Source organism: uncultured Phascolarctobacterium sp. (genome assembly GCF_934190775.1).
In the GTDB taxonomy this organism is placed as follows: domain Bacteria; phylum Bacillota; class Negativicutes; order Acidaminococcales; family Acidaminococcaceae; genus Phascolarctobacterium_A.
On the sequence record NZ_CAKPTG010000024.1, the window covers coordinates 1 to 25,214 of the forward strand.

The 25,214-nt window shown below is 45.3% G+C and carries 18 protein-coding genes and 2 pseudogenes; 17 read left to right on the forward strand and 3 right to left on the reverse strand.

The genetic code is table 11. The annotated features are described in order from the left end of the window. The first annotated feature begins 821 nt into the window (after positions 1-821). From Q0G26_RS10665 to Q0G26_RS10705, 9 genes are all read left to right on the forward strand, one after another. The gene (locus tag Q0G26_RS10665; RefSeq protein WP_293830518.1) at positions 822-2,480 is read left to right on the forward strand and encodes a Na+/H+ antiporter NhaC family protein; all 1,659 of its coding nucleotides are present in this window, start codon (positions 822-824) and stop codon (positions 2,478-2,480) included. 191 nt (positions 2,481-2,671) lie between these two features. After that, complete coding sequence (locus Q0G26_RS10670) at positions 2,672-4,018, forward strand: MATE family efflux transporter (protein WP_293830520.1); 1,347 nt, start codon at positions 2,672-2,674, stop codon at positions 4,016-4,018. Between the two features lie 213 nt (positions 4,019-4,231). Further along, the gene (dapF, locus tag Q0G26_RS10675; RefSeq protein ID WP_044484008.1) at positions 4,232-5,119 is read left to right on the forward strand and encodes a diaminopimelate epimerase; all 888 of its coding nucleotides are present in this window, start codon (positions 4,232-4,234) and stop codon (positions 5,117-5,119) included. 107 nt (positions 5,120-5,226) lie between these two features. Further along, on the forward strand, positions 5,227-6,429 hold the full coding sequence (locus tag Q0G26_RS10680; protein WP_293830522.1) for an LL-diaminopimelate aminotransferase: 1,203 nt from the start codon (positions 5,227-5,229) through the stop codon (positions 6,427-6,429). Positions 6,430-6,597: 168 nt separating this feature from the next. Continuing rightward, positions 6,598-7,446 (forward strand): transporter substrate-binding domain-containing protein, encoded by an 849-nt coding sequence (locus Q0G26_RS10685; RefSeq protein WP_246869313.1) that lies wholly within the window; start codon positions 6,598-6,600, stop codon positions 7,444-7,446. A gap of 103 nt (positions 7,447-7,549) precedes the next feature. Further along, positions 7,550-8,344 (forward strand): amino acid ABC transporter permease, encoded by a 795-nt coding sequence (locus Q0G26_RS10690; RefSeq protein WP_293830524.1) that lies wholly within the window; start codon positions 7,550-7,552, stop codon positions 8,342-8,344. Between the two features lie 3 nt (positions 8,345-8,347). After that, the gene (locus Q0G26_RS10695; protein WP_293830526.1) at positions 8,348-9,091 is read left to right on the forward strand and encodes an amino acid ABC transporter ATP-binding protein; all 744 of its coding nucleotides are present in this window, start codon (positions 8,348-8,350) and stop codon (positions 9,089-9,091) included. 202 nt (positions 9,092-9,293) lie between these two features. Continuing rightward, entirely contained in the window at positions 9,294-10,847 is a 1,554-nt protein-coding gene (locus Q0G26_RS10700) for a DUF4127 family protein (RefSeq protein ID WP_293830529.1), read from the forward strand. A 1-nt stretch (position 10,848) separates the two neighbouring features. Next, complete coding sequence (locus tag Q0G26_RS10705) at positions 10,849-11,460, forward strand: GNAT family N-acetyltransferase (RefSeq protein ID WP_293830531.1); 612 nt, start codon at positions 10,849-10,851, stop codon at positions 11,458-11,460. A gap of 146 nt (positions 11,461-11,606) precedes the next feature. Here Q0G26_RS10705 and Q0G26_RS10710 read toward each other — a convergent pair whose 3' ends face one another. The 3 genes from Q0G26_RS10710 to Q0G26_RS10720 form a co-directional block, all read right to left on the reverse strand. After that, the gene (locus Q0G26_RS10710; protein ID WP_293830533.1) at positions 11,607-12,425 is read right to left on the reverse strand and encodes an ABC transporter permease; all 819 of its coding nucleotides are present in this window, start codon (positions 12,423-12,425) and stop codon (positions 11,607-11,609) included. Beyond that, positions 12,418-13,206, reverse strand: a complete 789-nt coding sequence (locus Q0G26_RS10715) for an ABC transporter ATP-binding protein (protein WP_293830535.1) — start codon at positions 13,204-13,206, stop codon at positions 12,418-12,420. Before Q0G26_RS10715 ends, Q0G26_RS10710 begins: the two co-directional genes overlap by 8 nt. A gap of 121 nt (positions 13,207-13,327) precedes the next feature. Then, on the reverse strand, positions 13,328-14,347 hold the full coding sequence (locus Q0G26_RS10720) for an ABC transporter substrate-binding protein (RefSeq protein WP_293830537.1): 1,020 nt from the start codon (positions 14,345-14,347) through the stop codon (positions 13,328-13,330). A gap of 250 nt (positions 14,348-14,597) precedes the next feature. Here Q0G26_RS10720 and Q0G26_RS10725 point away from each other — a divergent pair, with 250 nt between their 5' ends. The 8 genes and pseudogenes from Q0G26_RS10725 to Q0G26_RS10755 form a co-directional block, all read left to right on the forward strand. Further along, positions 14,598-15,878: a hypothetical protein gene (locus Q0G26_RS10725; protein WP_293830539.1), complete on the forward strand. Its 1,281-nt coding sequence runs from the start codon at positions 14,598-14,600 to the stop codon at positions 15,876-15,878. 211 nt (positions 15,879-16,089) lie between these two features. After that, positions 16,090-17,277 (forward strand): efflux RND transporter periplasmic adaptor subunit, encoded by a 1,188-nt coding sequence (locus tag Q0G26_RS10730; RefSeq protein WP_293830540.1) that lies wholly within the window; start codon positions 16,090-16,092, stop codon positions 17,275-17,277. Positions 17,278-17,290: 13 nt separating this feature from the next. Further along, positions 17,291-20,422, forward strand: a complete 3,132-nt coding sequence (locus tag Q0G26_RS10735; protein WP_293830542.1) for an efflux RND transporter permease subunit — start codon at positions 17,291-17,293, stop codon at positions 20,420-20,422. A gap of 417 nt (positions 20,423-20,839) precedes the next feature. Continuing rightward, a pseudogene (locus tag Q0G26_RS10740) lies at positions 20,840-20,965 on the forward strand (sodium pump decarboxylase); the annotation flags it as partial. Positions 20,966-21,056: 91 nt separating this feature from the next. Next, positions 21,057-22,190: a sodium ion-translocating decarboxylase subunit beta gene (locus Q0G26_RS10745; RefSeq protein ID WP_293830546.1), complete on the forward strand. Its 1,134-nt coding sequence runs from the start codon at positions 21,057-21,059 to the stop codon at positions 22,188-22,190. 491 nt (positions 22,191-22,681) lie between these two features. Further along, a pseudogene (locus Q0G26_RS11495) lies at positions 22,682-22,807 on the forward strand (sodium pump decarboxylase); the annotation flags it as partial. A gap of 223 nt (positions 22,808-23,030) precedes the next feature. Then, positions 23,031-24,164 carry a sodium ion-translocating decarboxylase subunit beta gene (locus tag Q0G26_RS10750; RefSeq protein WP_293830548.1) on the forward strand — a complete coding sequence of 378 codons (1,134 nt, stop codon included), beginning with the start codon at positions 23,031-23,033 and terminating at the stop codon, positions 24,162-24,164. 652 nt (positions 24,165-24,816) lie between these two features. After that, a partial coding sequence (locus Q0G26_RS10755; protein WP_293830550.1) for an SLC13 family permease occupies positions 24,817-25,214 on the forward strand: 398 nt, incomplete at its 3' end.

Below are 25,214 nucleotides of genomic sequence, written 5' to 3' on the forward strand. Positions count from 1 at the left end.
TGGAAGCGGCCTGGGAGGATAGATAGCTGCCGGTTAGAAAAAAAGAACCATACCAAAAGGTATGGTTCTTTTTTTCTATCTGCAGCTATCTTATGAGCAGCAGCGGGCCTGGCTGCCCAGCCACCGCATTTGAAGAAGCAAAGCGACGCGCAAATGCGTTTGTGGCGAGGCGTATCGAAATGCAGGTTTACCTGCATTTTGACTGAGAAGCGACACCCGATTTGTCACGAGCTTTGCGACGTGAGAAATCGAAAAGAGTGAAACGACGCGCAAGCATGTGTTAGCTATACTCCCGTACTTTCTCTGTTCGCAAGAGGTATATCGTTCCAGTCAACAGCAATTTTCCCGTGCCTGTAGGGCACAACGCAAATTTCGCATGGAACCAGGACGAAGTGCCGCAAAACTCGCGCTATGCTGAGAGAGTTTTCTACAGTAGCTTGCTTAGCGCTCAGACAGTTGCGACACTTCGATGGTACCAGATGCTCATTTGCTAAAATTGCTATTCCTTGCACGATATATCCCTCGCTCAATTTACTATAGTTCTATGTACGCATCATTTAAATAGCATTACCATGCGGAATAGCTATGTCCAGAATAATATATTCGCTTGCTTTTTAAACTACAAAATTTGTCAACTGTAAATAGACATTAAAGCAATATAAATCAGTGCTAAAGTGCTGTGTTTTGCAATTATCAACGCAATAATGTTCATTTTTTAACAAATTGTCTGCAAGTTTTAATAATATGCTTGCTTTTAGTTACGTAATCATGATATAATTTTTTCGGACTTTTTAGAAAAAAATTATGGAGTGATTAATTAGATGAGAAAAATCAATTATTTGTTTTTGGTGGTAACGCTTGTTATCATGGCTGGTCTATTTTATATAAGCGGACAGCATCCTAACACTGTTGATCCTGCGACCTATAAGCCTGCCGTATATTCGACTATCGGTGCTTTGCTGCCACCGGTTATCGCAATTGCTTTAGCCTTGATTACGAAGGAAGTATACTCTTCCTTGTTCGTAGGTATCGCCATCGGTGCACTGTTATATTCTAATGGTAATCTTGAGCTTGGGTTGAACACCATGCTTTATAATGAAGACGGCGGCATGATTACTAAGCTGTCTGATAGCGGTAATGTTGGTATTATCGTGTTCCTGGTTATTTTAGGTATTATGGTTGCCCTGATGAATAAGGTTGGCGGCAGTGCTGCCTTCGGTCAATGGGCTTCTAAAAATATCAAGACACGCGTTGGTGCGCAGCTTGCGACCATTGCGTTGGGTGTGCTTATTTTTGTCGATGACTATTTCAACTGTCTGACTGTTGGCTCAGTTATGCGTCCTGTTACCGACAGACATCAGGTTAGCCGTGCAAAGCTGGCATATCTTATTGACGCAACTGCTGCGCCGATTTGTATTATTGCGCCGGTTTCCAGCTGGGCTGCAGCTGTAACCTCATCTGTACCTAAAGGCTCTGATATTAATGGCTTCAACATGTTCCTGCAGACTATTCCGTATAACTTCTACGCAATCACCACCTTATCTATGATGATTCTTTTGACCATCATGAAATTTGATTTCGGTAGCATGAAGGTCCATGAGGACAATGCAAAGAAGGGTGACCTGTTCACTACTGCCGCTCGTCCGTACGGCGATGATGACGATACAAATGATAAGCCTAACGGTGCTGTTATTGACTTGGTACTGCCTGTAATCGTACTTATTATCTGTTGTATTATTGGTATGATTTATAGCGGTGGCTTCTTCACTGGTGAAACCTTTGTTGATGCCTTTGCCGGTGCTGATGCTCCTAAAGGCCTGGTACTCGGCAGCATAGCAACCTTCTTCTTTACCTTCTGCTTCTACATGGTACGCAATGTAATGACCTTTAAGGAATTTACTGAGTGCATTCCTGCCGGCTTCAGAGCAATGGTTGCACCGATTATGATTTTGACCATGGCTTGGACTCTGTCCGGTATGACCGGTCTTTTAGGTGCTAAGTTCTATGTGCATGATCTTGTAGCAAGCTCTGCAGGTATTCTGAAAATGTTCCTGCCGACAATTATCTTTGTTGTTGCTATGTTCCTTGCCTTCTCTACAGGTACAAGCTGGGGCACATTCTCTATTCTGATTCCTGTTGTATGCAACGTTTTCGGCTCCGGTGATACCTATGAAATGCTGATTATCTCCATTGCTGCCTGCCTGAGCGGCGCGGTATGCGGTGATCACTGTTCACCTATCAGCGATACAACGATTATGGCATCTGCAGGTGCGCATTCCGATCACGTTAACCACGTTTCCACACAGCTGCCGTATGCTTTGACTGCAGCTTCTGTGTCCGTTGCCGGTTATCTGATTGCTGGCGGTATTGCGTACTTTACGGAAAGCTCCTTAGCGCTGATTGCTTTGCCTATTACGCTGTGCTTATTATTCGTAACATTGCTTGTTATGCGTACTTATATGCGTAAACAGGCTGCTTAAACGAAATATTTTATGAACGAAAAGCCGGTACAGAAATGTATCGGCTTTTTGTATGTTAAGCATTGCTTATCATAAGCGTTATATTATGCCTTATAACTATAACCGGGCATAGTAAATATCAATTTGCTATTGCCTAAATTTAGTATTATAATATCTATCACTAGCTAAAAGAAAGTGAAGGTACTAATGATATGCAGAAAAGCATGGATATGCTTAATGGCTCTTTGTGGGATAAAATATTAAAATTTTCTATGCCGGTAGCTGCAACAGCTATCCTGGAGCAGTTTTTTACCGCTACAGACGTAGTAATTGCCGGCAATTTTGCTAATGGTGACAGGACTGCGGCGATGGCTGCCGTAGGAACCGATTTGCCTATTATCGGTATGATTATTTTTCTGTTCTTAGGCTTGGCCTTAGGTTCTAATGTTGTTATTGCACAGTCTATCGGCAGGCGTGATACAGAAGGTGTAAAAAAGGCAGTGCATACTGCTGTACTGCTTTCGCTGATTATCGGTATTGCGGTAGCTGTTATTGCACAGTTTGCTGTTGTGCCGATTTTAGATTTGTTGGAAATTCCGGCAGAAGTTTTACCGTCAGCTGTGATGTACCTTAGAATATATTTTTTAGGTATGCCGATTATTTTGCTGTACAATTTTGAGGCGGCTATTTTCCGCAGTATCGGTGAAACGCAAAAACCGTTGATGGCGCTTATTGCAGCCAGCCTGGTTAATATTGTGCTGGATTTATTCTTTGTCTGCGTATGCAAGCTGGATGTTACCGGTGTAGCGATTGCTACAGTGTTGGCTAACGCGGTTTCTGCTTTGATTTTGCTCCGCTTATTGCTGAAAACAGATTCTATAATTAAATTGGAATGGAATAAGCTGCACCTTGATATGCCTACGCTGAAAGAAATTGTAAGCATCGGCTTGCCTGCAGGCATCCAAGGCGCAGTTTTCAGCTTGGCAAATGTAGTTATTCAGGGTGCTATCAACAGCCTGGGAACAGAGGTCATTGCTGCCTCCAGTGCTTCGCTGATTCTGGAGATGGTAGCGTTCAGTATCTTCAGCTCCTTTACACAGGCGTGCACAACCTTTGTCGGGCAGAATTATGGCGCCAGACAGCTGGCTCGTTGTCGCAAGATTTTACGCTTGTGCCTGCTGGAGGATGTTATCTGCACTGGTATTTGTATGCTTATAGTATTCCTCTTTGGTGACAGGCTTATTGCGCTTATTAATGATGACAGCGAGGTTATCAGGCTTGGCTATATCAGGGCTTCTATTGTCTTCTGCGCCTATATTTTCAGCCTTACGTATGATGTCATGTCGGGTTATCTGCGCGGCTTCGGCATATCGTTCTTACCATCGCTGCTTACGATTTTAGGTGTATGTGGTGTACGCTTCTTATGGGTTGCCTTTGTTTTCCCGGTGTATCATGATTTCCGCACCTTAATGTATGTTTATCCTGTAAGCATGGGGGTAACTGCTGTGCTGATTTTTGCTGCCTTGATGTGGTGCAGACCGTCCAGGAGATTTGCCTAAATATTTTCTGAAGAGGTTTTTTACTGCAGAAAAAGAGTTCTAAGTGAAATTTTTGCAGATAAAAAAGCAATAATGTCAGTTATCTTTAACCGGTGCAGAAATGTACCGGCTTTTTTGTGTGCTAAAGCTAACTTTATTGCTTATCCGGTTGGAATTTTAGCGTATTTTTGCTATAATGAGTAAAGAGGATTCAAAGGAGGAAGGACCATGAAAATAGAATTTACCAAAATGCATGGTGCTGGCAATGATTATGTCTATGTAGACTGCACCAAAGAGATGCTGCCGAACCCTGGCGCTATTTCTGAATATGTAAGCCATAGACGCTTTGGTATTGGCAGTGACGGTCTTATCTGCGTGTGCAAATCTGACGTTGCTGATTTCAAAATGCGTATGTTCAACGCTGACCGCAGTGAAGGCAAGATGTGCGGTAATGGCGTACGCTGCGTAGCTAAATTTGTGCATGATAAAGGCCTGACTGATAAAACTACCATTACGCTGGAAACTCTTTCCGGTGTTAAGGAAATTGAGATGGTTGTCGAAAACGGCGAGGTTGTAGGTGCTAAGGTAGATATGGGCAAACCTGTTTTCCGTGCTACCGAGATTCCGATGAATTGCGACCATTATATTTTTGTTGACCAGGCAATTGTTTTGAATGATAATCATGATGATGTAACCAAAGAAAAGGTTTTCTATAACGGTACAGCAATTTCTATGGGCAATCCGCACTTTGTTACCTTTGTGGATGATGTGGACAGCCTGAACTTGGAAGAGCTGGGACCGCAATTTGAACATCATAAGCTGTTCCCTGAAGGCGTAAATACGGAGTTTGTGCAGGTTCTGGATAAGAACACTGTTAAGTTCCGCGTTTGGGAGCGTGGCAGCGGCGAAACCTGGGCTTGTGGCACCGGTGCGAGCGCTGTTACTGTAGCCTGCATCATGCTGAACAAAGCAGGCAAGAAGGGCGAACCGCTCAATGTACATTGCAAGGGCGGCCTGCTCAAGGTTACGCATGAGCTGAATGACCATGTAACCTTGGAGGGCAACGCAGTCGCAGTATTTGACGGCGTGATAGATATTCCTGAGAGTGTTATCAACGAGTAAACAAACTGCTTAAACTACTGGCTGCAGGTATCTCGAATGCTTGCAGCTAGTGATTTTTCAAGCGTTTGCTATAAATTTAAAATGATTTTAATAATGGGGGTTTTTCAATGGCATTTGTAAACGAAAACTATTGTAACTTAAAAGAAAGCTATCTTTTTGCTGATATCGCACATAAGGTTAACGCTTATGCTGAGGCACATCCAGATAAAAAGATTATTCGCCTGGGCATTGGTGATGTTACCCTGCCGCTGGCAAAATGTGTTGTTGAGGCAATGGAAAAGGCTGTTGCTGAAATGGGCGTACAAGCTACCTTCCGTGGCTATGGTCCGGAGCAGGGTTATGATTTCCTGCACGAAGCATTAGTTAAATACTATGCATCCTTCGGCGTTACTCTGGCAAGCGATGAAATTTTCATCAGCGACGGTGCTAAGAGCGACTGTGGTAATATTACCGATATTTTCAGCAATGCCAATACAATTCTGATTCCTGATCCTGTATATCCTGTATATCTGGATACCAACGTAATGTGCGGCCGCAACATTATTTATATGGAAGGCAAGCCGGAAAATGATTTTCTGCCGATGCCGGACGAAAATGTGAAGGCTGACGTAATTTATCTGTGCTCTCCGAATAACCCGACCGGTGCTGTTTATACTAAAGAACAGCTGGAAAAATGGGTTGCTTATGCACTGAAAAATGATGCAGTAATCCTTTATGATGCTGCTTATGAAGCATTCGTAACTGATCCGGCAATTCCGCGCAGCATTTTTGTTATCGAAGACGCTAAAAAATGTGCTATTGAGCTGTGCTCTCTGTCCAAAACTGCCGGCTTTACCGGTACCCGCTGTGGTTATACTGTTGTACCGCACGCATTGGTACGCAAAACCGAAGGCGGCAAGGAAATGGAACTGAACAAAATGTGGCTGCGTCGTCAGACCACAAAGTTCAATGGTGTTCCTTATATTATCCAACGCGGTGCTGAGGCTGTATTCAGCGAAGAGGGCATCAAACAATGTCGTGAAAACATTGCTTACTATCAGGAAAACGCACGTATCATGATGGCTGGCTTTGATAAGGTTGGCATTAAATATTATGGCGGCGTACATTCTCCGTACATCTGGCTGCAATGCCCGAACGGTATGACCTCCTGGGAGTTCTTCGACTTCCTGCTGGAAAAACTGCAGGTTGTAGGTACTCCGGGCGCCGGCTTTGGTACTATGGGTGAAGGCTACTTCCGTCTGACCGCCTTTGGTAGCCGTGAAAACACTATTGAAGCTATGGACCGCATTGTCAACGGACTGAAAAAATAAGCTCAAACATTTCAAGCCGTACTGTGTCTTGAGGAGATGGTACTGCTTTTATGTAGCAGTGCTCATGTATACATTATATCTGCGCTGGAACGCTTGCTTTTTTGACAGTAATATAGTAAAGTATTACGTAACTTAGTAGATTATTTCACAATGAAAGGTGTGTTTTTGATGAACTTGAAGAAATTTTTGAAAGCTGCTCTGTGCAGTGCTATGGTTGTAGCAATGGCTGTTACCGCTGGTTGCGGCGGTGGCGATAAAAAAGCTGACAGCGGCAAGAAGGTATTGAAGGTTGGTATGGAATGCGCATATGCTCCGTATAACTGGTCCCAACCGTCTGCTGACGGCGGCGCTGTTAAAATCGCTGGCTCTAACGAATACGCTTATGGCTATGACGTTATGATTGCTAAAAAATTAGCTGATTCTATGGGCGCTGACCTGGAAATTCACAAAATTGAATGGGATGGCCTTGCTCCTGCAGTAGTAAGCGGTAAAATTGACGCTGCAATTGCCGGCATGTCCATTACCTCCAAACGTAAAGAATCTGTTGACTTCACTAAACCTTACTACTATGCAACTGTAGTAGCGCTGGTTAAAAAAGATTCTCCGCAAGCTCAGGCTAAGAGCGTTGCTGATCTCAAAGGCTCTATTGCTACCTCTCAGCTGAACACCATCTGGTATGACCAGATTGACCAGGTTCCGGACGTTAAAAAGCTGCCTGCTATCGATAACGTTCCTGGCATGATTGTTGCTCTGAAATCTGGCAAATGCAACCTGATCGTAACCGATATCCCGACTGCTAAGGCTGCTGCTTTTGCTAATCCTGAACTTACCATGGTAACCTTCCCTGAAGGTCAAGGCTTCAAAACTTCTAAAGAAGATGTTGAAATCGGCATTGCTATTAAAAAAGGCAACAAGGAACTGGCAGACGCTATGAACAAGGTTCTGAGCGGTATGACCGAGGCTGACTTCAATAAGATTATGGATGAAGCTATTAAGAAACAGCCTTTGGCAAAATAAGCTGTATAAGAATGGAATAGCTGCGTTGCAATAACGAGTTACGCCATTTGCAAGGGGCGGCAGTTGTCGCCCCTTTTTGTATTAAATTAAGGTGGTGTATATAATGCCGGAAACATTTTTTGGCTGGGTAGTCTACCTGCTGCAGCAATATGGCTCTGTCCTGCTGAAGGGCGCGGTCGTTACTCTGCTGTTGGCAATAGTAGGCACATTTGTTGGCTGTATTATCGGCCTTATTGTTGGTGTTATTCAAACAATTCCTTTGGAAGATAATGACAGCAAGGTTAAGAGAACTTTGGTGCGCTGTTTGCAGCGCTTATTAGACGCTTACGTAGAGGTGTTCCGCGGTACACCTATGATTGTACAGGCTATGGTTGTTTATTATGGTGCAATGAGCCTGTTTGATATCGATATGTCACCGCTGTTTGCAGGCTTTTTGGTTGTTTCTATCAATACCGGTGCTTACATGGCAGAAACTGTGCGTGGCGGTATTGAATCTGTTGATCCGGGACAAAAGGAAGCAGCAATCGCTATCGGTATGGACCATATCCAGACCATGCGCTGCGTTATTCTGCCGCAGGCTCTGCGTAATGTAATGCCGCAGCTGGGCAACAACCTGATTATCAATATTAAAGATACCTCTGTACTGAACGTTATTTCCGTAACGGAGCTGTACTTTGCTTCTAAATCTGCTGCAGGCGTTTATTACAAATACTTTGAAATTTTCTTCATTACCTGCGTAATTTACTTCATTATGACCTTTACCGCTTCCCGCCTGCTGCGCTGGTTGGAAAGCAAGATGGATGGTCCGAAGGATTATCAGCTGGTTACCTATGACCCGATGATGGATCCCTGCGGTGATATTCCTCTGCCTACTAAGAAGCAGAAAGGACGGTACTAAGCTATGGAAAAGGAACTTTTGTTATCAGTCCATGATTTAAAGAAAAGCTTTGGCGAGCGTGAAATTTTAAAGGGCATCAGCTTTGATGTTCGTCGCGGTGATGTTGTCTGCATCATCGGTCCTTCCGGCAGCGGCAAGTCTACGCTCATCCGCTGCGTGAACTATTTGGAGCATCCGACTGCCGGCACTATTGATTACCGTGGTACGGATGTAAACGAAGCTTTCAAAAAGCTGACCATGTATCGTACTAAGGTAGGCATGGTATTCCAATCCTTCAACCTGTTTAATAATATGACCGTTCTGGAAAACTGCATGGTTGGTCAGGTTAAGGTTCTTGGCAAAAGCAAAGAGGAAGCACGTACTACTGCGCTGAAATATCTGAAGCACGTTGGTATGGACAGCTACGTAAATGCTAAACCGCACCAGCTGAGCGGTGGTCAAAAGCAGCGTGTGGCCATTGCGCGTGCGTTGGCGCTGGAGCCGGAGGTTCTTTTAATGGACGAGCCGACTAGTGCACTGGATCCGGAAATGGTTGGCGAGGTTCTGCGCGTTATCCGCGACCTGGCTAAGGAAGGTTTGACCATGGTTATCGTAACGCATGAGATGGCTTTTGCGCGTGATGTTTCTAACCGTGTTATCTTTATTGACCAGGGCGTAATTGCTGAGGAAGGCGCACCGCAGGCGCTGTTTACGCATCCGAAGAATAAACGTACCCAGGATTTCTTAAGCAGATTTGCTAACGCTTAAGCTAATTTTATAACGTAGCTTTGCTCTCTGTTTCAAGCGGTACCTTGAAGCAGGGAGCTTTTGTTTTGCGATGAGCTTTTATCATAACCGAGGGATGCGAGAAGAAATTATAAGTCAACGCAGGAATTTTATTTATTGCTGTAGAAATTCTATTAAGGCGAGGAATATCTCTGCTTAGAAAGAGTTAAAGGTAGTGATAAAAATGATGAAGGTTTTGCGAAGTGTTTTGCTTTGCGCTTTACTGTTGACTACTCATACAGCATTTGCCGCTAAGGGCACTCTGTTATATATACCCATGGACAACAGGCCGGTGTGCCTTGATTACACTGTGCAGACGATGCAGGCTGCAGGCTGGGATGTACAGCTGCCGCCTGCTGAATATATTGCCGGTGCTCAGTCAGCAGGGCAGCCGGAAGAGCTTTTTAACTGGCTAGAGGCTAAGGCCTGTGAATCGGTAGCCATTGTTGCTTCCTCTGATGCTTTGCTTTATGGCGGGCTGGTGGCATCTCGCACACATGAAATTTCGCCGGAGCTTCTGCAGCAGCGTGCAGAACGCTTGGTAGAGCTGAAAAAACAGCATGGCGGGCAGAAGGTTTATGTATTTACTACTATTATGCGTTCGCCTAAGGCCAGCAGTGCGCCGACTGAGCCGGCATATTACAAGGAGTGGGGCCCTAAGATTTTCCGCTTGGGAGAGTTGGAAGACAAGCTGGAGCTTAAGCAGATTAAGCGGACAGAGGTTAAGGAGCTGGCGGAGCTGCGCAGCAGCATTCCCCGGGAAATACTTACTGATATGTTTACGCGCCGCAGCAATAATATCCGTGCTACGGAGCTTTTGCTGCATGGTGTAGAAAGCGGCGATTTTGATTATATGTTGATTGGCCGCGATGATACAGCTGCTTATTCGCAGGCACATAGGGAAGCACGCGAGATGGATATTCTGGTGAATGAGCTGCCGAAGGAAAAAATCCGTTTCTTCGCAGGCGCAGATCAGCTTGGGCTGCTGCTTTTGAGCCGTGCGGCCAACCGCCTGCAGTACGAGCTGCCGCTGGTAAATGTAACCTATGCTGCCGGCAAGGGAGGCAAGACTGTACCTACGTATGAGGATGATACTGTGGCGGTGAGCGCCAAGCAGCATATTTACGCGGCAGGTGCCTTCCCGGTTTATTCGCGCAAAAATGCGGATTTGGTTTTGGCTGTCAACACTCCTGCCGACGGTGTGACACATGAGGCATCCGATGCAAGCAACAGCTATAAGGCATTGCCTGCTACCGTAAATTTCGTCAATAAGGTTGAACGCATTCTTAAGCATAATCATCCTGTGACTGTGGCGGATATCCGCTTTGGCAACGGTGCGGACAATGCTTTGGTAAAGACCTTGTTTGACAAACAGCTTGCCTACAGACTGGCATCCTACGGCGGTTGGAATACCGCGGGTAACAGCTTGGGCTTTGCTCTGGCGCAGGGCCTGCTGCATAAGCAGTTAACACCGGAAGCAAGAGAAAATCTGCTTAATGTGCGTTATCTTGATGATTGGGCATATCAGGCGAATGTGCGCATGCAAACTTATCAGCAGCTTATCTGGCCTAACTATTGGCCTAACAGTGGCTTGAACGAGGAGCAGCGTAAGGCGGCGGAAGAGTTTATTACTCGGGAAATCAACAAGGTGAGCAAGCCGTATATGGGCAACACTGCAGAAGAATATAAATTTACGCTGCCGTGGAGCAGAATGTTTGAAGTAAAGGTGGAGCGATAAAATGTCAATGAAGTATACGCTTCGCCTTGCGAAGCTTGCGGATGCTGCAGAGCTGCTTGCAATTTACGCGCCCTTTGTCGCCAGCAGCGACAGGGCGCTCAGCGATGTATCATTTGAATATGAAGTACCGTCGATAGAAGAATTTACTGAGAGAATCAAAAATATTTCTGCAGCCTATCCTTATATAGTCTGTGAGCATGAGGGCAGCTTGCTTGGTTATGTTTATGCTCATCCTTATATTCAGCGTGCTGCCTATCAGTGGGGTGCGGAGGTGACAATTTATCTGACGCCTGAGGGGCAGGGACGTGGCTTAGGCAAGGTAATGTACGCAGCGTTGGAAAATATACTGCGCTTGCAGGGCGTAGTTGTGACCTATGCCTGCATTACCGCCAGCAATGAGCATAGCGTCAAAATGCATGAGGCTTGCGGCTATAAAATTATCGGTACCTTCAATAACACAGGCTTCAAGCATGGTCATTGGCTGGACATGGTGTGGATGGAAAAGGTTATTGCCGAACATCCCAAGCAGCCAGAGCTGATCAAGAAGATAGGCGAGCTGCCAGCTGAAGTTGTAGCAGCAATTTTGCGGGATGCTTCTGCGAAGCTGCAGTAGTCAGCATATTAGCAAAAACAGTTTTTGTGCATCAGCGTAACAGCAATTTAAGAAGCTGTTGTAAGATTTTAGCAGAAAAAGAAAAAGCACTGTCGCTCTATCTGATATAAAAATATCAGTGAGCAGACAGTGCTTTTGTGCTTTTATCAGTTCTTCCAGGGGATAGCCTTTTTCTCCAACCATTGCAGGAACAGATTAAAGAGGAGGCCGAGCAACGACAATACAATAACTCCGGCCATCAAGCGGTCGGTAATCATCAAATCGCCGTAATGCAGGATAAGAGCACCGATGCCGACCTGTGCGGCAATCATCTCTGCTGCTACCAGCAGCAGCAGAGATGTGCCGGCAGCAAGGCGTAGGCCTGCGAAAATCATAGGTAAGGCGTTAGGCAGAACAACACTTTTCATCGTTTTCCACCAGCTGGCGTTAAAGCTGACAGCAACCTTGATAAGCAGCGTATCAACATTTTTGACGCCGCTGTAGGTGTTCATTGCTACCGGAAAGAAGACGCCGAGAGCAATAATCGTTACCTTCGACAGCTCGCCGATTCCCAGCCAAAGGATGAATAACGGCAGCAAAGCGATTTTAGGGATAGGATAAAGCGCGTTGACAACAGGATTACCGATTTTATCTGCCAGTGCCGAGGTACCGGTAACAAGACCGACTGCAAGTCCGATAAGGCTGCCGACAGCAAAACCGATTAAGATACGATATATGCTGGCTGCCAGGCTTACGCCGATTTCGCCGTCAGCAAGCATGGTAAGCAGGGCGCTGATAATCTGGCTCGGTGCCGGCAAAAACAAAGAAGAAACCAGGCCGCAGCGGCAGATAGCCTCCCAAAAGAGCAGCAGGATGATGATGGAAGCAACGCTTACCCAATGCGGATAGGTCTTTTGCCAATGCGTCATACGGTTGCGCACGATATATTCATTAGCTGCGCTCGCAGCAGTTTTCTTTTCAGGCATTGTCTTCCACCTCCATTAAGGCAGCACGCGCATCCTTGCTGATATGCTCCCAAATGATACGGACAAATTCTGCAATTTCGTCTGTGTGCTCAGGCTTAGCACGCTCGGCACGCGGAATGGCAATCTGCAGTATTTTGCTGACCTTTCCGGGGCGACGCGAAAGCAGTACAACTCTGTCAGCAAGCATTACTGCCTCCTGAATATTATGTGTAACATATAGCGTGGTCAGACGCGTCTTTTCCCACAGCGTTACCAGTTCCTCCTGCATGATGGTGCGTGTTTGCGCATCTAAGGCAGAAAACGGCTCATCCATCAGCAGCAGGTCAGGCTCGATAGCTAAAGCACGGGCAATGCCTACGCGCTGACGCATACCGCCGCTTAATTGGTGCGGGAAGGATTTTTCAAAGCCCTTTAAGCCTACAAGTTCAATGTAATGCTTAATGCGTGCTTCCTTTTCGTCTGCTTTCATGCCTGCTGTTTCCAACCCGAAGGCGATATTATCATGCACGTTGCGCCAGGGGAAGAGACCAGTTTCCTGAAAGACGATGCTCATACGAGGCTCATAGCCTGCAGCGACATCAGTAAATTTTACGTTACCGCTTGTGGGCTCCAAAAGCCCGGCGGTTATATTGAGCAAGGTTGATTTACCACAGCCGGACGGTCCTACCAATGCTACAAATTCTTCCTTATTAATGCTGAGGTTAATATCCTGCAAAACAGGAAGAAGCTTACCGCTGGTGGTGGTGAAATCCTTGCAGATATTTGCGATTTCTAATTTCATTTTCTACCATCCTCCAAAAAGACTGGCGCTAATATATCAGTCGCAGCGTTTTGGTGCTAAAGCATCGTCAACGCATTTTGCAGCTGTTACATTTACGCCAGTCTTGCTTTAATACAATAGTTTATTTCTTCATTGCTTCATCCAGAAAGCTGGTGTTGGCAACATCCTTCGCGTCCAGTGTGCCGGAAATCATCTTGTTGTCAGTGTACCATTTAATCTGGGTTGCAATATCGCTGACAAGCAGCTTGCCGTCCTTATCAATATAGGGCAAGCCTGCTTTAATGTCTTCAGCCGGAGCCTTAACGTATTTGGCTACAATATTAACAACTTCTTCCAGCTTCTTGGCATCCTTCTTTTCTACTGCAGCTTCGTAGTAATAGTTGCAGGCTTTGTTGTAAGCACGCATGAAGCGTACAGCCGCATCCTTATTCTTCATAAAGTCAGGTGAGTAGAAAATAGCAGAGGTCTGGTAAGGAATAACGTCACCAACCTGTACGACCAGTTTGCCATAGCCTGCTTTTTGCACCTTGGTGATGTTAGGCTCGTTTAAGATACAGCCGTCAATCTGCTTGCTTTCCAGAGCAGCCATAACAGCACTGAGCTTGCTCAGGGGAACAATTTCCACATCATTGAGGCTCATGCCCTGGGTTTCCAGCATTCTGCCAAGCATATAATGGAAGGTGGAGCCCTTTTGCGTAATACCGATACGCTTGCCCTTCAAATCCTTCAGGCTTTTTACACCGGCGTTATAGTTGTCGGTGGTCACAAGCAGTGCAGAAGAAGAATAGCCTTTTTGTTCACGGCCCTTATCTGCAACAATGCCCAGCTTTTGTCCCTTGGCTGCCATGTTATAAAGGCTGGCCGTAATGCCGGTAGCACCAACGTCAACCTTAGAGGAAGCAGTAGATACGGCAATCGGATGAGCGGCATCAAACCATTGTGGTTCAATTTCAATACCTTCTTCAGCAAAGAAACCCTTATCCATAGCGATAAATAAAGGAGCGCTGCTTGTCAGGCGCAACATGCCAAGGCTTACCTTAGTTTTTTCTTTGGGTGTGTCTTTTTTTGAATCGTTACTGCCACAGCCTGCAGCTAATACTAATAGGCAAAGGCTGAGCAGAAGAGCAACTATTTTCTTCATTAATAATTCCTTCCCTTCTCCCAAAAATTCAATAAAATACCGCTTTTATTCTACACTATTTAACAATAAAAAGCAGTAATATTAATGAAAAAATCGTTTTGGCAGCAAAGAAAAAGCTTTTTTGTACGAAATGCAACAGAATTTGCCGATGCTTTAGACACCTTTATGTAAAAAATCTGTGTTAATACGGTTCTTAATAACAAAAAAATGCTATAATATAATAGTACGTTTGAAGAAAGGACGTGGAGACGTGAAGATAAAATGGTTGGTGCAAGGCCTGGCCTGCAGCAGCGTACTTTTCTGCAGCACTATGGCCGCTGCCGCTAACACGCTGCTGGCGCAGGTGCCGCTGCAGCTGGCAGCGGAGCAGACTGTTACTGCCGAGCTGTGGGGTGACCAGATGCCTAACGGCTACGCAAATGATCTGCTTGTTATGATTAAGGATAAGGACAAGAAGCTTTTGACGGCTCATGCACCTTCTATTAAGGGCGGGTATAATTGCCAGCTTCAGCCTATTAAGCTGTGGGCAGGCAAAAGCGGCAGACAGCAGCTGCTGGTGAGTGCTGCTCAGGGAGATTGGCATGCGCCCAGTGAATATCGTGTGCTTTCCTTTGCCAATAAGAAAAATGTGCGTGAGGTCTTTGGTGCTGCCGAAAGCATGGGACTGGTAACGCAAGCCTATGCCAAGGACGGTAAAATGTATGTAGCTTTAATCGACGGCAATAAGTCGGATTTAACACCGGCTGCAGGCAGTGAGGTTGAAGACGGCAAGCTGGAGTATGGCGGCTTGCATTCGCTGGTGGCACATGATGTAGATAATGACGGTGCAGATGAATTATTGGGCTGTCAGCAGCTGGTGCAGAAAAAGCATCCTCTGGCAGATGTGGGCGCTATCTGGAAGCAGGATAAGAAGACTAAGGAATGGAAGCAGTTTTCCCTGACCATTATGACGCTTGCACCTACCCCTAAGGATAATACCGTAAATGATGGCAAGGATTTTGCTGCAGGAACATTGTTGGTACGCAAAATGGTAGTTCCTGGCGGTGAGGCAACATTCCCTGTTTTTGCCAGCAAGGATGTAGAACTGCAAAATAAAATGAATAAGCTGCTGCAGGAAGAATGCCAGGAATATCTGGATTATTTTTATAAGGGCGAGGCAGATATGGCATTTAAGGTGATGCGTGCTGACGAGCAGATTCTTAGCGTGCAGCTGATTAGCGGTAAAAGTCGCTTTATTCATCACCAGCTGAACGTAAATCCTAAGACGGGTGAAAAAATACGCCTTGATGAAGTGCTTAACGTCAAGGATAAGGATTTGCTGCCGCTGCTCAATGTGCTGAATACCAATAAAAATGTGGTATATAAGGACAAGCTGCCTGATGAATGGTATATTGAAGGCGATAACTTGTTCTTGATGCAGCGTATTGATGGTGTGGACCAGGTATCGGGTTTTGCTTTGGGCAATCTGCATAAATTTTTGCTAAAAAATGAACTGTTGAATAGCAAAAAACTGACTGACCAGTCAGTATAATTTGCGAGAAGAAGATAATGGGAGAAAATGCAAGAAAAAATGGTGAAATCTGCTTAGATGGAGTTTGCATTTCTGAAAAATGTCCATTATAATAGTAGTATTCTGAAACTGGAGCAGGAATATTTTCAGGTAAAGGCGCTACAATATAGCAGTCTTATTAGTTATTATATATATTGAGTAGTTTCAGAGTGAAGGTGAAGGAGGTTTTTTTATGTTTAGTTTTATTCGCTCCGGCCGTGCGAGAAAAGCAATGGCTGCAGCGCTGGCGGCAACCTTTGTACTGAGCGTTGCAGGCTGTGGTCAAAAACAGCAGCAGGGCGGCAATCAGGCAGCATTGGTTAAAACCATGAAGGTTATTAAGCGTGACACCCCTCTGGTATATGATTATACAGGCTTTGTACAGGCTCAGCAGGAAATGGAGCTGAAGGCACAGGTAAGCGGCCAGATTACAGCCAAGTATTTCAAGGGCGGTGACACTGTAAGCGCAGGCCAGACCTTGTACGCTATTGACCAGCGTACCTATCAGGCCAACGTGCTCAACGCGCAGGCAGGCCTGGCTAATGCTCGTGCGGCTTTGGCTAACGCTGCTCTGAACGCAGAACGTTATAGCACTCTGTATGCACAGAATGCAATTTCCAAGCAGGTTCTGGATAACGCTATTATGCAGCGTGACCAGGCTCAGGCTTCTGTAAATGCGCAGGAAGCAATTCTGGAAAATGCGCAGATTAACATGACTGATACCAGCGTTTCCGCTCCGTTCAGCGGCCGTATTGATACTACCGCGCTGGAGGTTGGCAACTATGTAACCGCAGGTCAGACTACTCTGGCAAAAATCAGCAACACTGATCCCGTCTTCGTGCAGTTCAGCATCGCTGAGCCGGAATATCTGAAGCTTTCCGCTGCTCATGATAACAGCGGCGCTGCTTCTCTTGATAATCTGACCGTTGTTTTGAGCGATGGCAGCACCTATGATTTAAAGGGCACCGTAGCAGAGGTTAACCGCGGTATCAATGATAATACCGGTACCATGACTGTCAAGGCTCTGTTCAGAAACCCTGCACGTCGTCTGCTGCCGGGCATGTTTGCTCACGTACAGGCAACTGCTGGCACTAAAAAGGATGCTCTTTTGGTTCCTATGCGTGCAGTTGTTGAATTGATGTATAAGAAATTTGTTTATGTTGTCGGCAGCGACAACAAGGTAACGATGAAGGAAGTTACTCTTGGTCCTTCTGTTGGCCGTTTCTACATGGTTGAAGGCGGTCTGACCGGCGACGAGACAATCGTAGTTGAAGGCACCGGCAAGATCAGACAGGGTGCTCAGGTTAACCCGCAGCCGATGACTGAGGCTGATCTGGATACTACTGTTGATAACAGTGCTACCGCTGGCAAGAAGCAATAAGGAGGTTGGCTAGATGGCTCGTTTCTTTATTGATCGCCCTGTATTTGCGATAGTACTGGCGATTATTATTACCTTATTGGGCACGATTGCCGGCTTCAGCCTGCCTATCGCCCAATATCCTAACATTACCAAACCGCGTATCAGCGTAAATACCAACTATGTAGGTGCGAGTGCCGATATCGTTGAAAAGGCTGTAGCACAGACTATTGAGCAGAAGGTCAGCGGCGTAGAAAATATGCTGAACATGTCCTCCGTAAGTACCTCCAGTGGTGAGTACAAGCTCAATGTTGAGTTCAACCTGGAGAAAAACGCAGATATCGCTTCTGTAGAAGTACAGAATCGTGTATCTCAGGCAACCAGCTCTCTGCCGAGCGAGGTTTCCGGCTATGGTGTTACTACTGCAAAAGAATCTGCCGAGACCATTATGTATTTTGGTCTTTATTCTCCTAAAAATACCTATGATGCAATGTTCTTAAGAACATATGCGGATGCGAACTTCCTGGATGCTGTAAAGCGTGTTAAGGGCGTATCTACAGTTGGCGAATATGGTCCGGAATATGCAGTCCGCATCTGGCTGAATCCTGAAAAAATGGCACAGCTGGGCGTAACCGTAACCGACGTTTCCAACGCGATCAAAACGCAAAACATTCAGGCAGCGGTTGGTTCTATCGGTAACCGTCCTACCGTTGACCAGCAGGAGCGTACCTATTCCGCAAGCGCTCAAGGTCGTCTGAATACGCCTGAGGAATTCGGTAACGTAATTATTCGTTCCAACAATGGCGATAACCTGAAGCTGAAGGATATCGCAACTATTAAAGAAGGTCCTCGTAATGACCTTATTGTCAGCAAGCTGAATGGCGGCGAATCTGTTGTATTCCCGGTATCCTTGACCTCTGATGCGAATGCTATCGAAACTGTTAAGAATATCCGCGAGGTATTAAAGGATGCTGAAAGCCGTTTCCCGGATGACATGAAGCTGATTGTTATTCAGGATAACACCCAGTTTATCACCGAGTCTTTAGAGAAGGTTGCACATACCTTCGTTGAAGCCTTGATTTTGGTTATTTTGGTAGTATTCATGTTCCTGGGCAGCTGGCGTGCAACCTTGATTCCTATTCTGGCTGTACCGGTATCCTTGATTGGTACCTTCGCTTCCTTCGTAATTTTGGGATTTACTATCAACACTCTGACTGCTTTCGCAATGATTTTGGCTATCGGTCTTGTAGTCGATGATGCTATCGTTGTAGTAGAAGCAGTAGAGCATCATATCCAGGAAAACGGTATGTCTCCTAAGGAGGCAACCTACCGCGCTATGAACGAGGTTTCCGGCCCTGTTGTGGCTATCGCCTTCGTACTGTCTGCGGTATTTATTCCTGTAGCCTTTACCGGCGGTACTGTTGGTGAATTGTATAAGCAGTTTGCGATTACGATTTCCGTATCCATGATGCTTTCTGCGATTATTGCTTTGTCCCTGACTCCTGCGCTCTGCTCTTTGATTTTGGTCAAGAAGGAAGAGGCGCCGAAGGGCTTTATCGGCAAGGCTGTAAAAGCATTTGATGATTGGTTTGCAAGAACGCTGGCCAAATACGTGAAAAACGTTGAAGGCTGCATCCGTAAATCTAAGCTTGTCCTGACCTGTCTTGTTATTGTGGTTATCTGCATCGGTTTCCTGGCGAAGGCAACGCCGACAGGCTTTGTACCGAACGAGGACCAGGGCATGACTGCTGTATCTATTGCTCTGCCTGAAGGTGCTTCCAGTAATCGTACACAGCAGATTATGGCAGGCCTTTCCCAAAATATGAGAAAGTTACCTGGTGTTAAAAATGTTATGGAAGTTAGCGGTATTGATATTCTGTCCATGGGCCAGAAGGCTAATGCCGGTCTGGCAGTAGTTTCTATGGAGGACTACAGCAAGCGCAGCAACAGCGTACAGGATATTATTCCGATGATTTTCGGTATGGGCGCACAGATTCCTGATGCAACCGTTATGGCCTTCCAGCCGCCTTCTCTGCCGGGTGCTTCCAGTACCGGTACCTTGAGCCTTTATCTCATGAACCTGGGCGGTGAAGATGTTAACACCATGGGTGAGCGTGCTAATGAATTTTTGGCTGCTTGCCGCAAGCGTCCGGAAATCGGTATGCTGTACACCACCTTGAACACCAATACTCCTATGTATCAGTTTGAGGTTGACCGTGAAAAGGCACAGTCTCTGAACGTGCCTGTATCTACTGTTTATTCTGCATTGCAGGCTTTCTTGGGCGGTAACGAAATCAATGATATCAACAACTTCGGCCGTACCTGGAAGGTTGTTATGCAGGCTGATGAAAAATATCGTACCAGTGTAGAGGATATGCGTTACTTCTTTGTACGCAGCAACGATGGCAAGTCTATTCCGCTGAATACACTTGTAAAGCCTTCTCCTAAGAACAGCTCTGTTGTTATGACACGCTTTAACGGTGCCAGTGCGATTAAGATTTCCGGTGACCCTGCCAGCGGTTATTCCTCCGGTCAGGCTATGGCTGCTATTGAAGAGGTTGCTAAGCAGGTTCTGCCTAACACCTACACCTACGAATGGACCGGTCAGAGCCTTGATGAGATTGAAGCAGGCAACCGTTCTACGCAGATTTTCATCATTTCACTGATTTTCGTCTTCCTGTGTCTGGCTGCTCTGTATGAAAGCTGGACTATTCCTCTGGCTGTACTGCTGTCCGTACCTTCCGCAGTTTTCGGCTGCTTCCTGGTACAGTATGCACGTGGCCTGCAGAATGACGTTTATATGCAGATTGGTCTGATTACCTTGATTGGTCTGGCAGCAAAGAACGCTATTCTGATCGTCGAATATGCGAAGATGAATATGGAGCAGGGCATGGATGTTGTACATGCTGCTATTGAGGCTGCTCATGTACGTCTGCGTCCTATCCTGATGACATCCTTCGCCTTCATCTTAGGCTGTCTGCCTTTGGCTATTGCTACCGGCCCGGGCGCCGGCGCGCGTGTATCCATGGGTAATGCCGTAGTTGGTGGTATGACCATTGCTACTCTCTTTGGTATCTTCCTGATTCCTGTACTCTTTGTAGTTGTTGAACGCTTCTTCAGCCGCAAAAAGAAGGGGGCTCCCGAAGACAATGTAACTGAACAGCTGTAAGGCTGCTAAAAAATGCCGCTCATTTGGGCGGCGTTTTTTATTTTCAATAGTTGGTGTCAGGCAGGAAAGGGTATGCTTTCAATTTTATACATAAATAATAGCATGAAAATTAATGGTTATTCTGATTTGAAAAGCAAGCTCGAAGAGCTTGCTTTTTTAAGTTACATAAGTAAACTAATCCTTTTTAATAACAAAAGTGCTTTTTAAATTTTAATAACAATAACAAATTTAAAACGAATACAATCTGTAAGTAAACTAAGACCATCCGTTTATTACGTGTGACATAAGCAACGGAATAACGGCAGAATTATTTTTATACTTAATTCAGCAAGGCAAAAAGGGGTATTTGAATTCAAATATCCGGAAGCATATTGCGGTAAATATTATATTTAAATTTATTTGGAAGGGGTGATTTATATGGGTTCCGTAACAACTAATCCGTGGCTGATTTCTATTATCAACATGACAATCGTTTTTGGTGTGCTCATTGCTTTAGGTGTACTCATGAGTATGATTCAGTTGGTTGACCCTACTAGAAATAAGCATTGCAGCAAATGATGCACAGTTTTGCCCTGTCTAATCTATTAAAAAATGCACTTATTTTCCCGATATGGGCCCAGAGGAGGATTATTCTATGTTTGAGGCATTTATCGTCGCTTTGGCTTCTGTTTGGGCAGACTCAGGTTTTTCTGCTCTGACAAGTGGCAACGTAATTATGATTGGCGTTGGTTTGGTTCTGCTTTATATGGCTATAGGCAAAGGCTTTGAGCCTTTGCTGCTGTCTCCAATCGCCTTTGGTTGTATTCTGGCTAACATTCCTAAAAACGGTTTCGAACAGCCGGGTGTTATGTCAGTTATCATGTATGGTATTCACCACGAAGTATTCCCGCCGTTGATTTTCCTGGGCGTTGGCGCAATGACCGACTTTGGTCCGCTGATTGCTAATCCTAAAACCTTGCTTTTAGGTGCTGCTGCTCAGATTGGCGTATTTGTATCCCTGATGGGCGCTATGGCTTTGGGCTTTACTGTACAGGAAGCATCTGCTATCGGTATTATCGGCGGTGCTGACGGCCCGACAGCTATTTATCTGGCAGCTAAAATGGCACCGCATCTTTTAGGTGCCATTGCCGTTGCAGCTTATTCCTACATGTCCCTGGTACCGCTGATTCAGCCGCCTGTAATGAAGCTGTTCACTACCGAAAAAGAACGTAAGATTGTTATGGAGCAGCTGCGTCCGGTAAGTAAATTTGAAAAAGTCGTTTTCCCGATTATGTGCACCATCGTTATTTCTCTGCTGCTGCCACCGGTAACAGCTTTGATCGGTATGCTGATGCTTGGTAATCTGTTCAAAGAAGCTGGTTGCCTGGACCGTCTGTCCGACACTGCACAGAATGCATTGATGAACACTGTAACCATCATGCTGGCTACCGGTACCGGTCTTACTATGAGTGCTGATGCCTTCCTGAACTATCAGACTATCCTGATTATCTGCTTAGGTCTGGTTGCCTTTGCTGCAGGCACCTGGGGTGGTGTAGTATTCGGTAAGATTATGTGCATGGTTGATGGTGGTAAAACCAATCCGCTTATCGGCAGTGCCGGTGTATCCGCAGTTCCTATGGCTGCCCGTGTATCTCAGATTGTCGGCCAAAAGGCTAACCCGGCAAACTTCCTGCTGATGCATGCTATGGGACCTAACGTAGCAGGCGTTATCGGTACTGCAGTTGCTGCAGGTACTATGCTGGCTATGATTGGCCCTGTTGCTAAATAAACAGTTGTTGTAACATCTCTCCCCTAAAAGTGAAGCCCATCCGGTAAAATGGATGGGCTTCATTTTATATTGCTTTAGCATGCTGCATAGACGCAGATTATTTTGATTTAAAAGCAAAAAAATAACCAGTTCGCAGCTGGTTATTTTTATTGCCAAAACTTAATTCGCAGTCGTTTCAGCATTCTCCCAATCTCTCTAAAGACAAATTGAAAACTGAGAGGATATTAAATTGTTGCTTTGCAGTATTTATTTTAGCAAACTCAAGATGACAATCTGTTGCGCAGGCAACAAAAATGATTAATGAACTTTTGAAATAGTATAGAAGCTAAAGTGAAGTGATAATGTAAATAAAGTAACTGTTCCACAAAAAACAGTGTGACTTGTGCAACAGAAGATAAAAAAATATAACTTTATACTTATTAAAGTAAGATAAGCATCACGCTTATAGAGCCTAGTTCCCCTTTAATTATCTTAGGAAGAGGTGATAAACAGTGGGTCCTGTAACAACAAATCCGTGGCTGATTGCCATAATCAACATGACCATTGTCTTTGGAGTTCTAATCGGATTAGGCATGTTGATGAGTTTAATCCAGGTAGTTGATCCTACCAAAGCTAAATAAGAGTTAGCTGAAAAAGGTTTCAAAGCAGTGCTGCTGCTTTAAGCAGCTTCATAAGAAGAAATGACATTTTCTGATGTTCTGCTTGCGTTGCAAAGCAGACCACAGGTAGACTAGGGGAGACTGTGGTGATACAGTTAAAATGAAAGTGTTGTAGCATTATTGTGGAGCTTATTTGCACTTATAACATCCCAATTATGGGAAACAAGGAGGAAAAATTCACATGTTTGAGGCATTTATTGTTGCTTTGTCTTCTGTATGGGCAGACTCCGGCTTCTCTGCACTGACAGGCGGTCATGTAATCATGATCTGCGTTGGTCTGCTTCTGCTTTATATGGCTATCGCTAAAGGTTTCGAGCCTTTGCTGCTGTCCCCGATCGCATTCGGTTGTATTCTGGCTAACATTCCTAAAAACGGTTTCGAAGAACCTGGTGTTATGTCCGTTATCATGTACGGTATTCACCACGAAGTATTCCCTCCGTTGATTTTCTTGGGCGTAGGCGCTATGACCGACTTTGGTCCTCTGCTGGCTAACCCGAAAACCCTGCTCCTGGGCGCTGCTGCACAGGCTGGCGTATTCGTAGCTCTGCTGGGCGCTATGCTGCTTGGCTTCTCCGTACAAGAAGCTGCTGCTATCGGCATCATCGGTGGTGCTGACGGCCCGACTTCCATTTATCTGGCTGCTAAAATGGCTCCTCAGCTGTTAGGTGCAATCGCAGTTGCTGCATACTCCTACATGTCTCTGGTTCCGCTGATTCAGCCTCCTATCATGAAACTGTTCACCACTGAAGCTGACCGTAAAATCGTTATGCAACAGCTGCGTCCGGTTTCTCACTTCGAAAAAGTTGCATTCCCGATCATGTGCACCATCGTTATCTCCCTGCTGTTACCTTCCGTAACCGCTCTGATTGGTATGCTGATGCTTGGTAACCTGTTCAAAGAAGCTGGCTGCCTGGATCGTCTGTCCGACACCGCACAAAACGCTCTGATGAACACCGTAACCATCATGCTGGCTACCGGTACTGGTCTGACCATGAGTGCTGAATCCTTCCTGAACTACCAAACCATCCTGATCATCTGCTTAGGTCTGGTTGCATTCGTTGGCGGTACTGCTGCCGGCGTTATCTTCGGCAAGCTGATGTGCATGGTAGACGGTGGCAAGACCAACCCGTTGATCGGTTCCGCCGGTGTATCCGCAGTTCCTATGGCTGCTCGTGTATCTCAAGTTGTTGGCCAAAAAGCAAATCCGTCCAACTTCCTGCTGATGCATGCTATGGGTCCTAACGTAGCAGGCGTTATCGGTACTGCAGTTGCTGCAGGTACTATGCTGGCTATGATCGGTCCTGTTGGTAAATAATCTAAACTGAAACTCCCCTGAGGACGCGCTGTGAGGCGCGTCCTCTTAATTTTTGCCTAAAAAATTAGCGAGAAATACTAAACTGTCACATTTTAAACAAAAAAGATGGCATTTTTATGTCCTCAATCAGTGGACATGTACTACAGGATTACATTCAATACGAAAAGTGAAATTAGCACCAGCTGTTAAAAATAACTTATAGAAGGTACTAAAAAAATTATATAAATCGCAAACCCTTGATATAATGGGCTTTGGAGCAGAAAGCTGTAATTTATCAGAGCAGATTTTATAAAGAGAATTAAGATAATTTTCAGACAAAAGGCTTGTGCACGGTTCAAAAATCATTTACTCATAGTTTAACTTAATTCCGGAAAAGCATATAAAAGTATAAAAATAAAATACCATGATAGTGATGTCTGTGAATTACAATATAGAAGTGCACGATAGAAAAACACTATTTACGTTAATAATGTAAATTTTTCAATAAAATAACTTTTTATTTTACGCTTGTAGTGTTATAATAGGTACATGGAAATGCAAGAAAATACATAAGCGATTTCCGGAAGTTCTTTGAAAACTACATATTAATAGCTGATATAGAATGCCTCCCTCGGCATTGTATATAAATTAATTTTAAAAGGAGGAACATAAAATGTCCCCAGCAATCAAATGTCTTATTTTGTTGGCAGTAGTTGCATTATTCTTTGTAACCGAACTTATCCCTCTTGCAGTTACTGCTACCGGCGCGGCTATCGCATGCGGCCTCTTAGGCTTGATTCCTGCAAAACAAGTATTCAGCGGTCTGTCTAACTCCACCGTTGTTCTGTTCGCAGGCATGTTCGTAGTTGGCGCTTCCATGTTCTACACCGGCCTCGCACAAGCAATCGGTAATACCGTAGTTAAAATGTGCGGCACAGGCGAAAACAGCCTGATGTTCGGCCTGATGATCGTTGGTACCGTACTGTCCGCAGTATTGTCCAACACCGGTACCGCAGCTTGCTTACTTCCTGTAGCACTCGGTATCTGCTCCGCAGCTAAGATTCCTGCTTC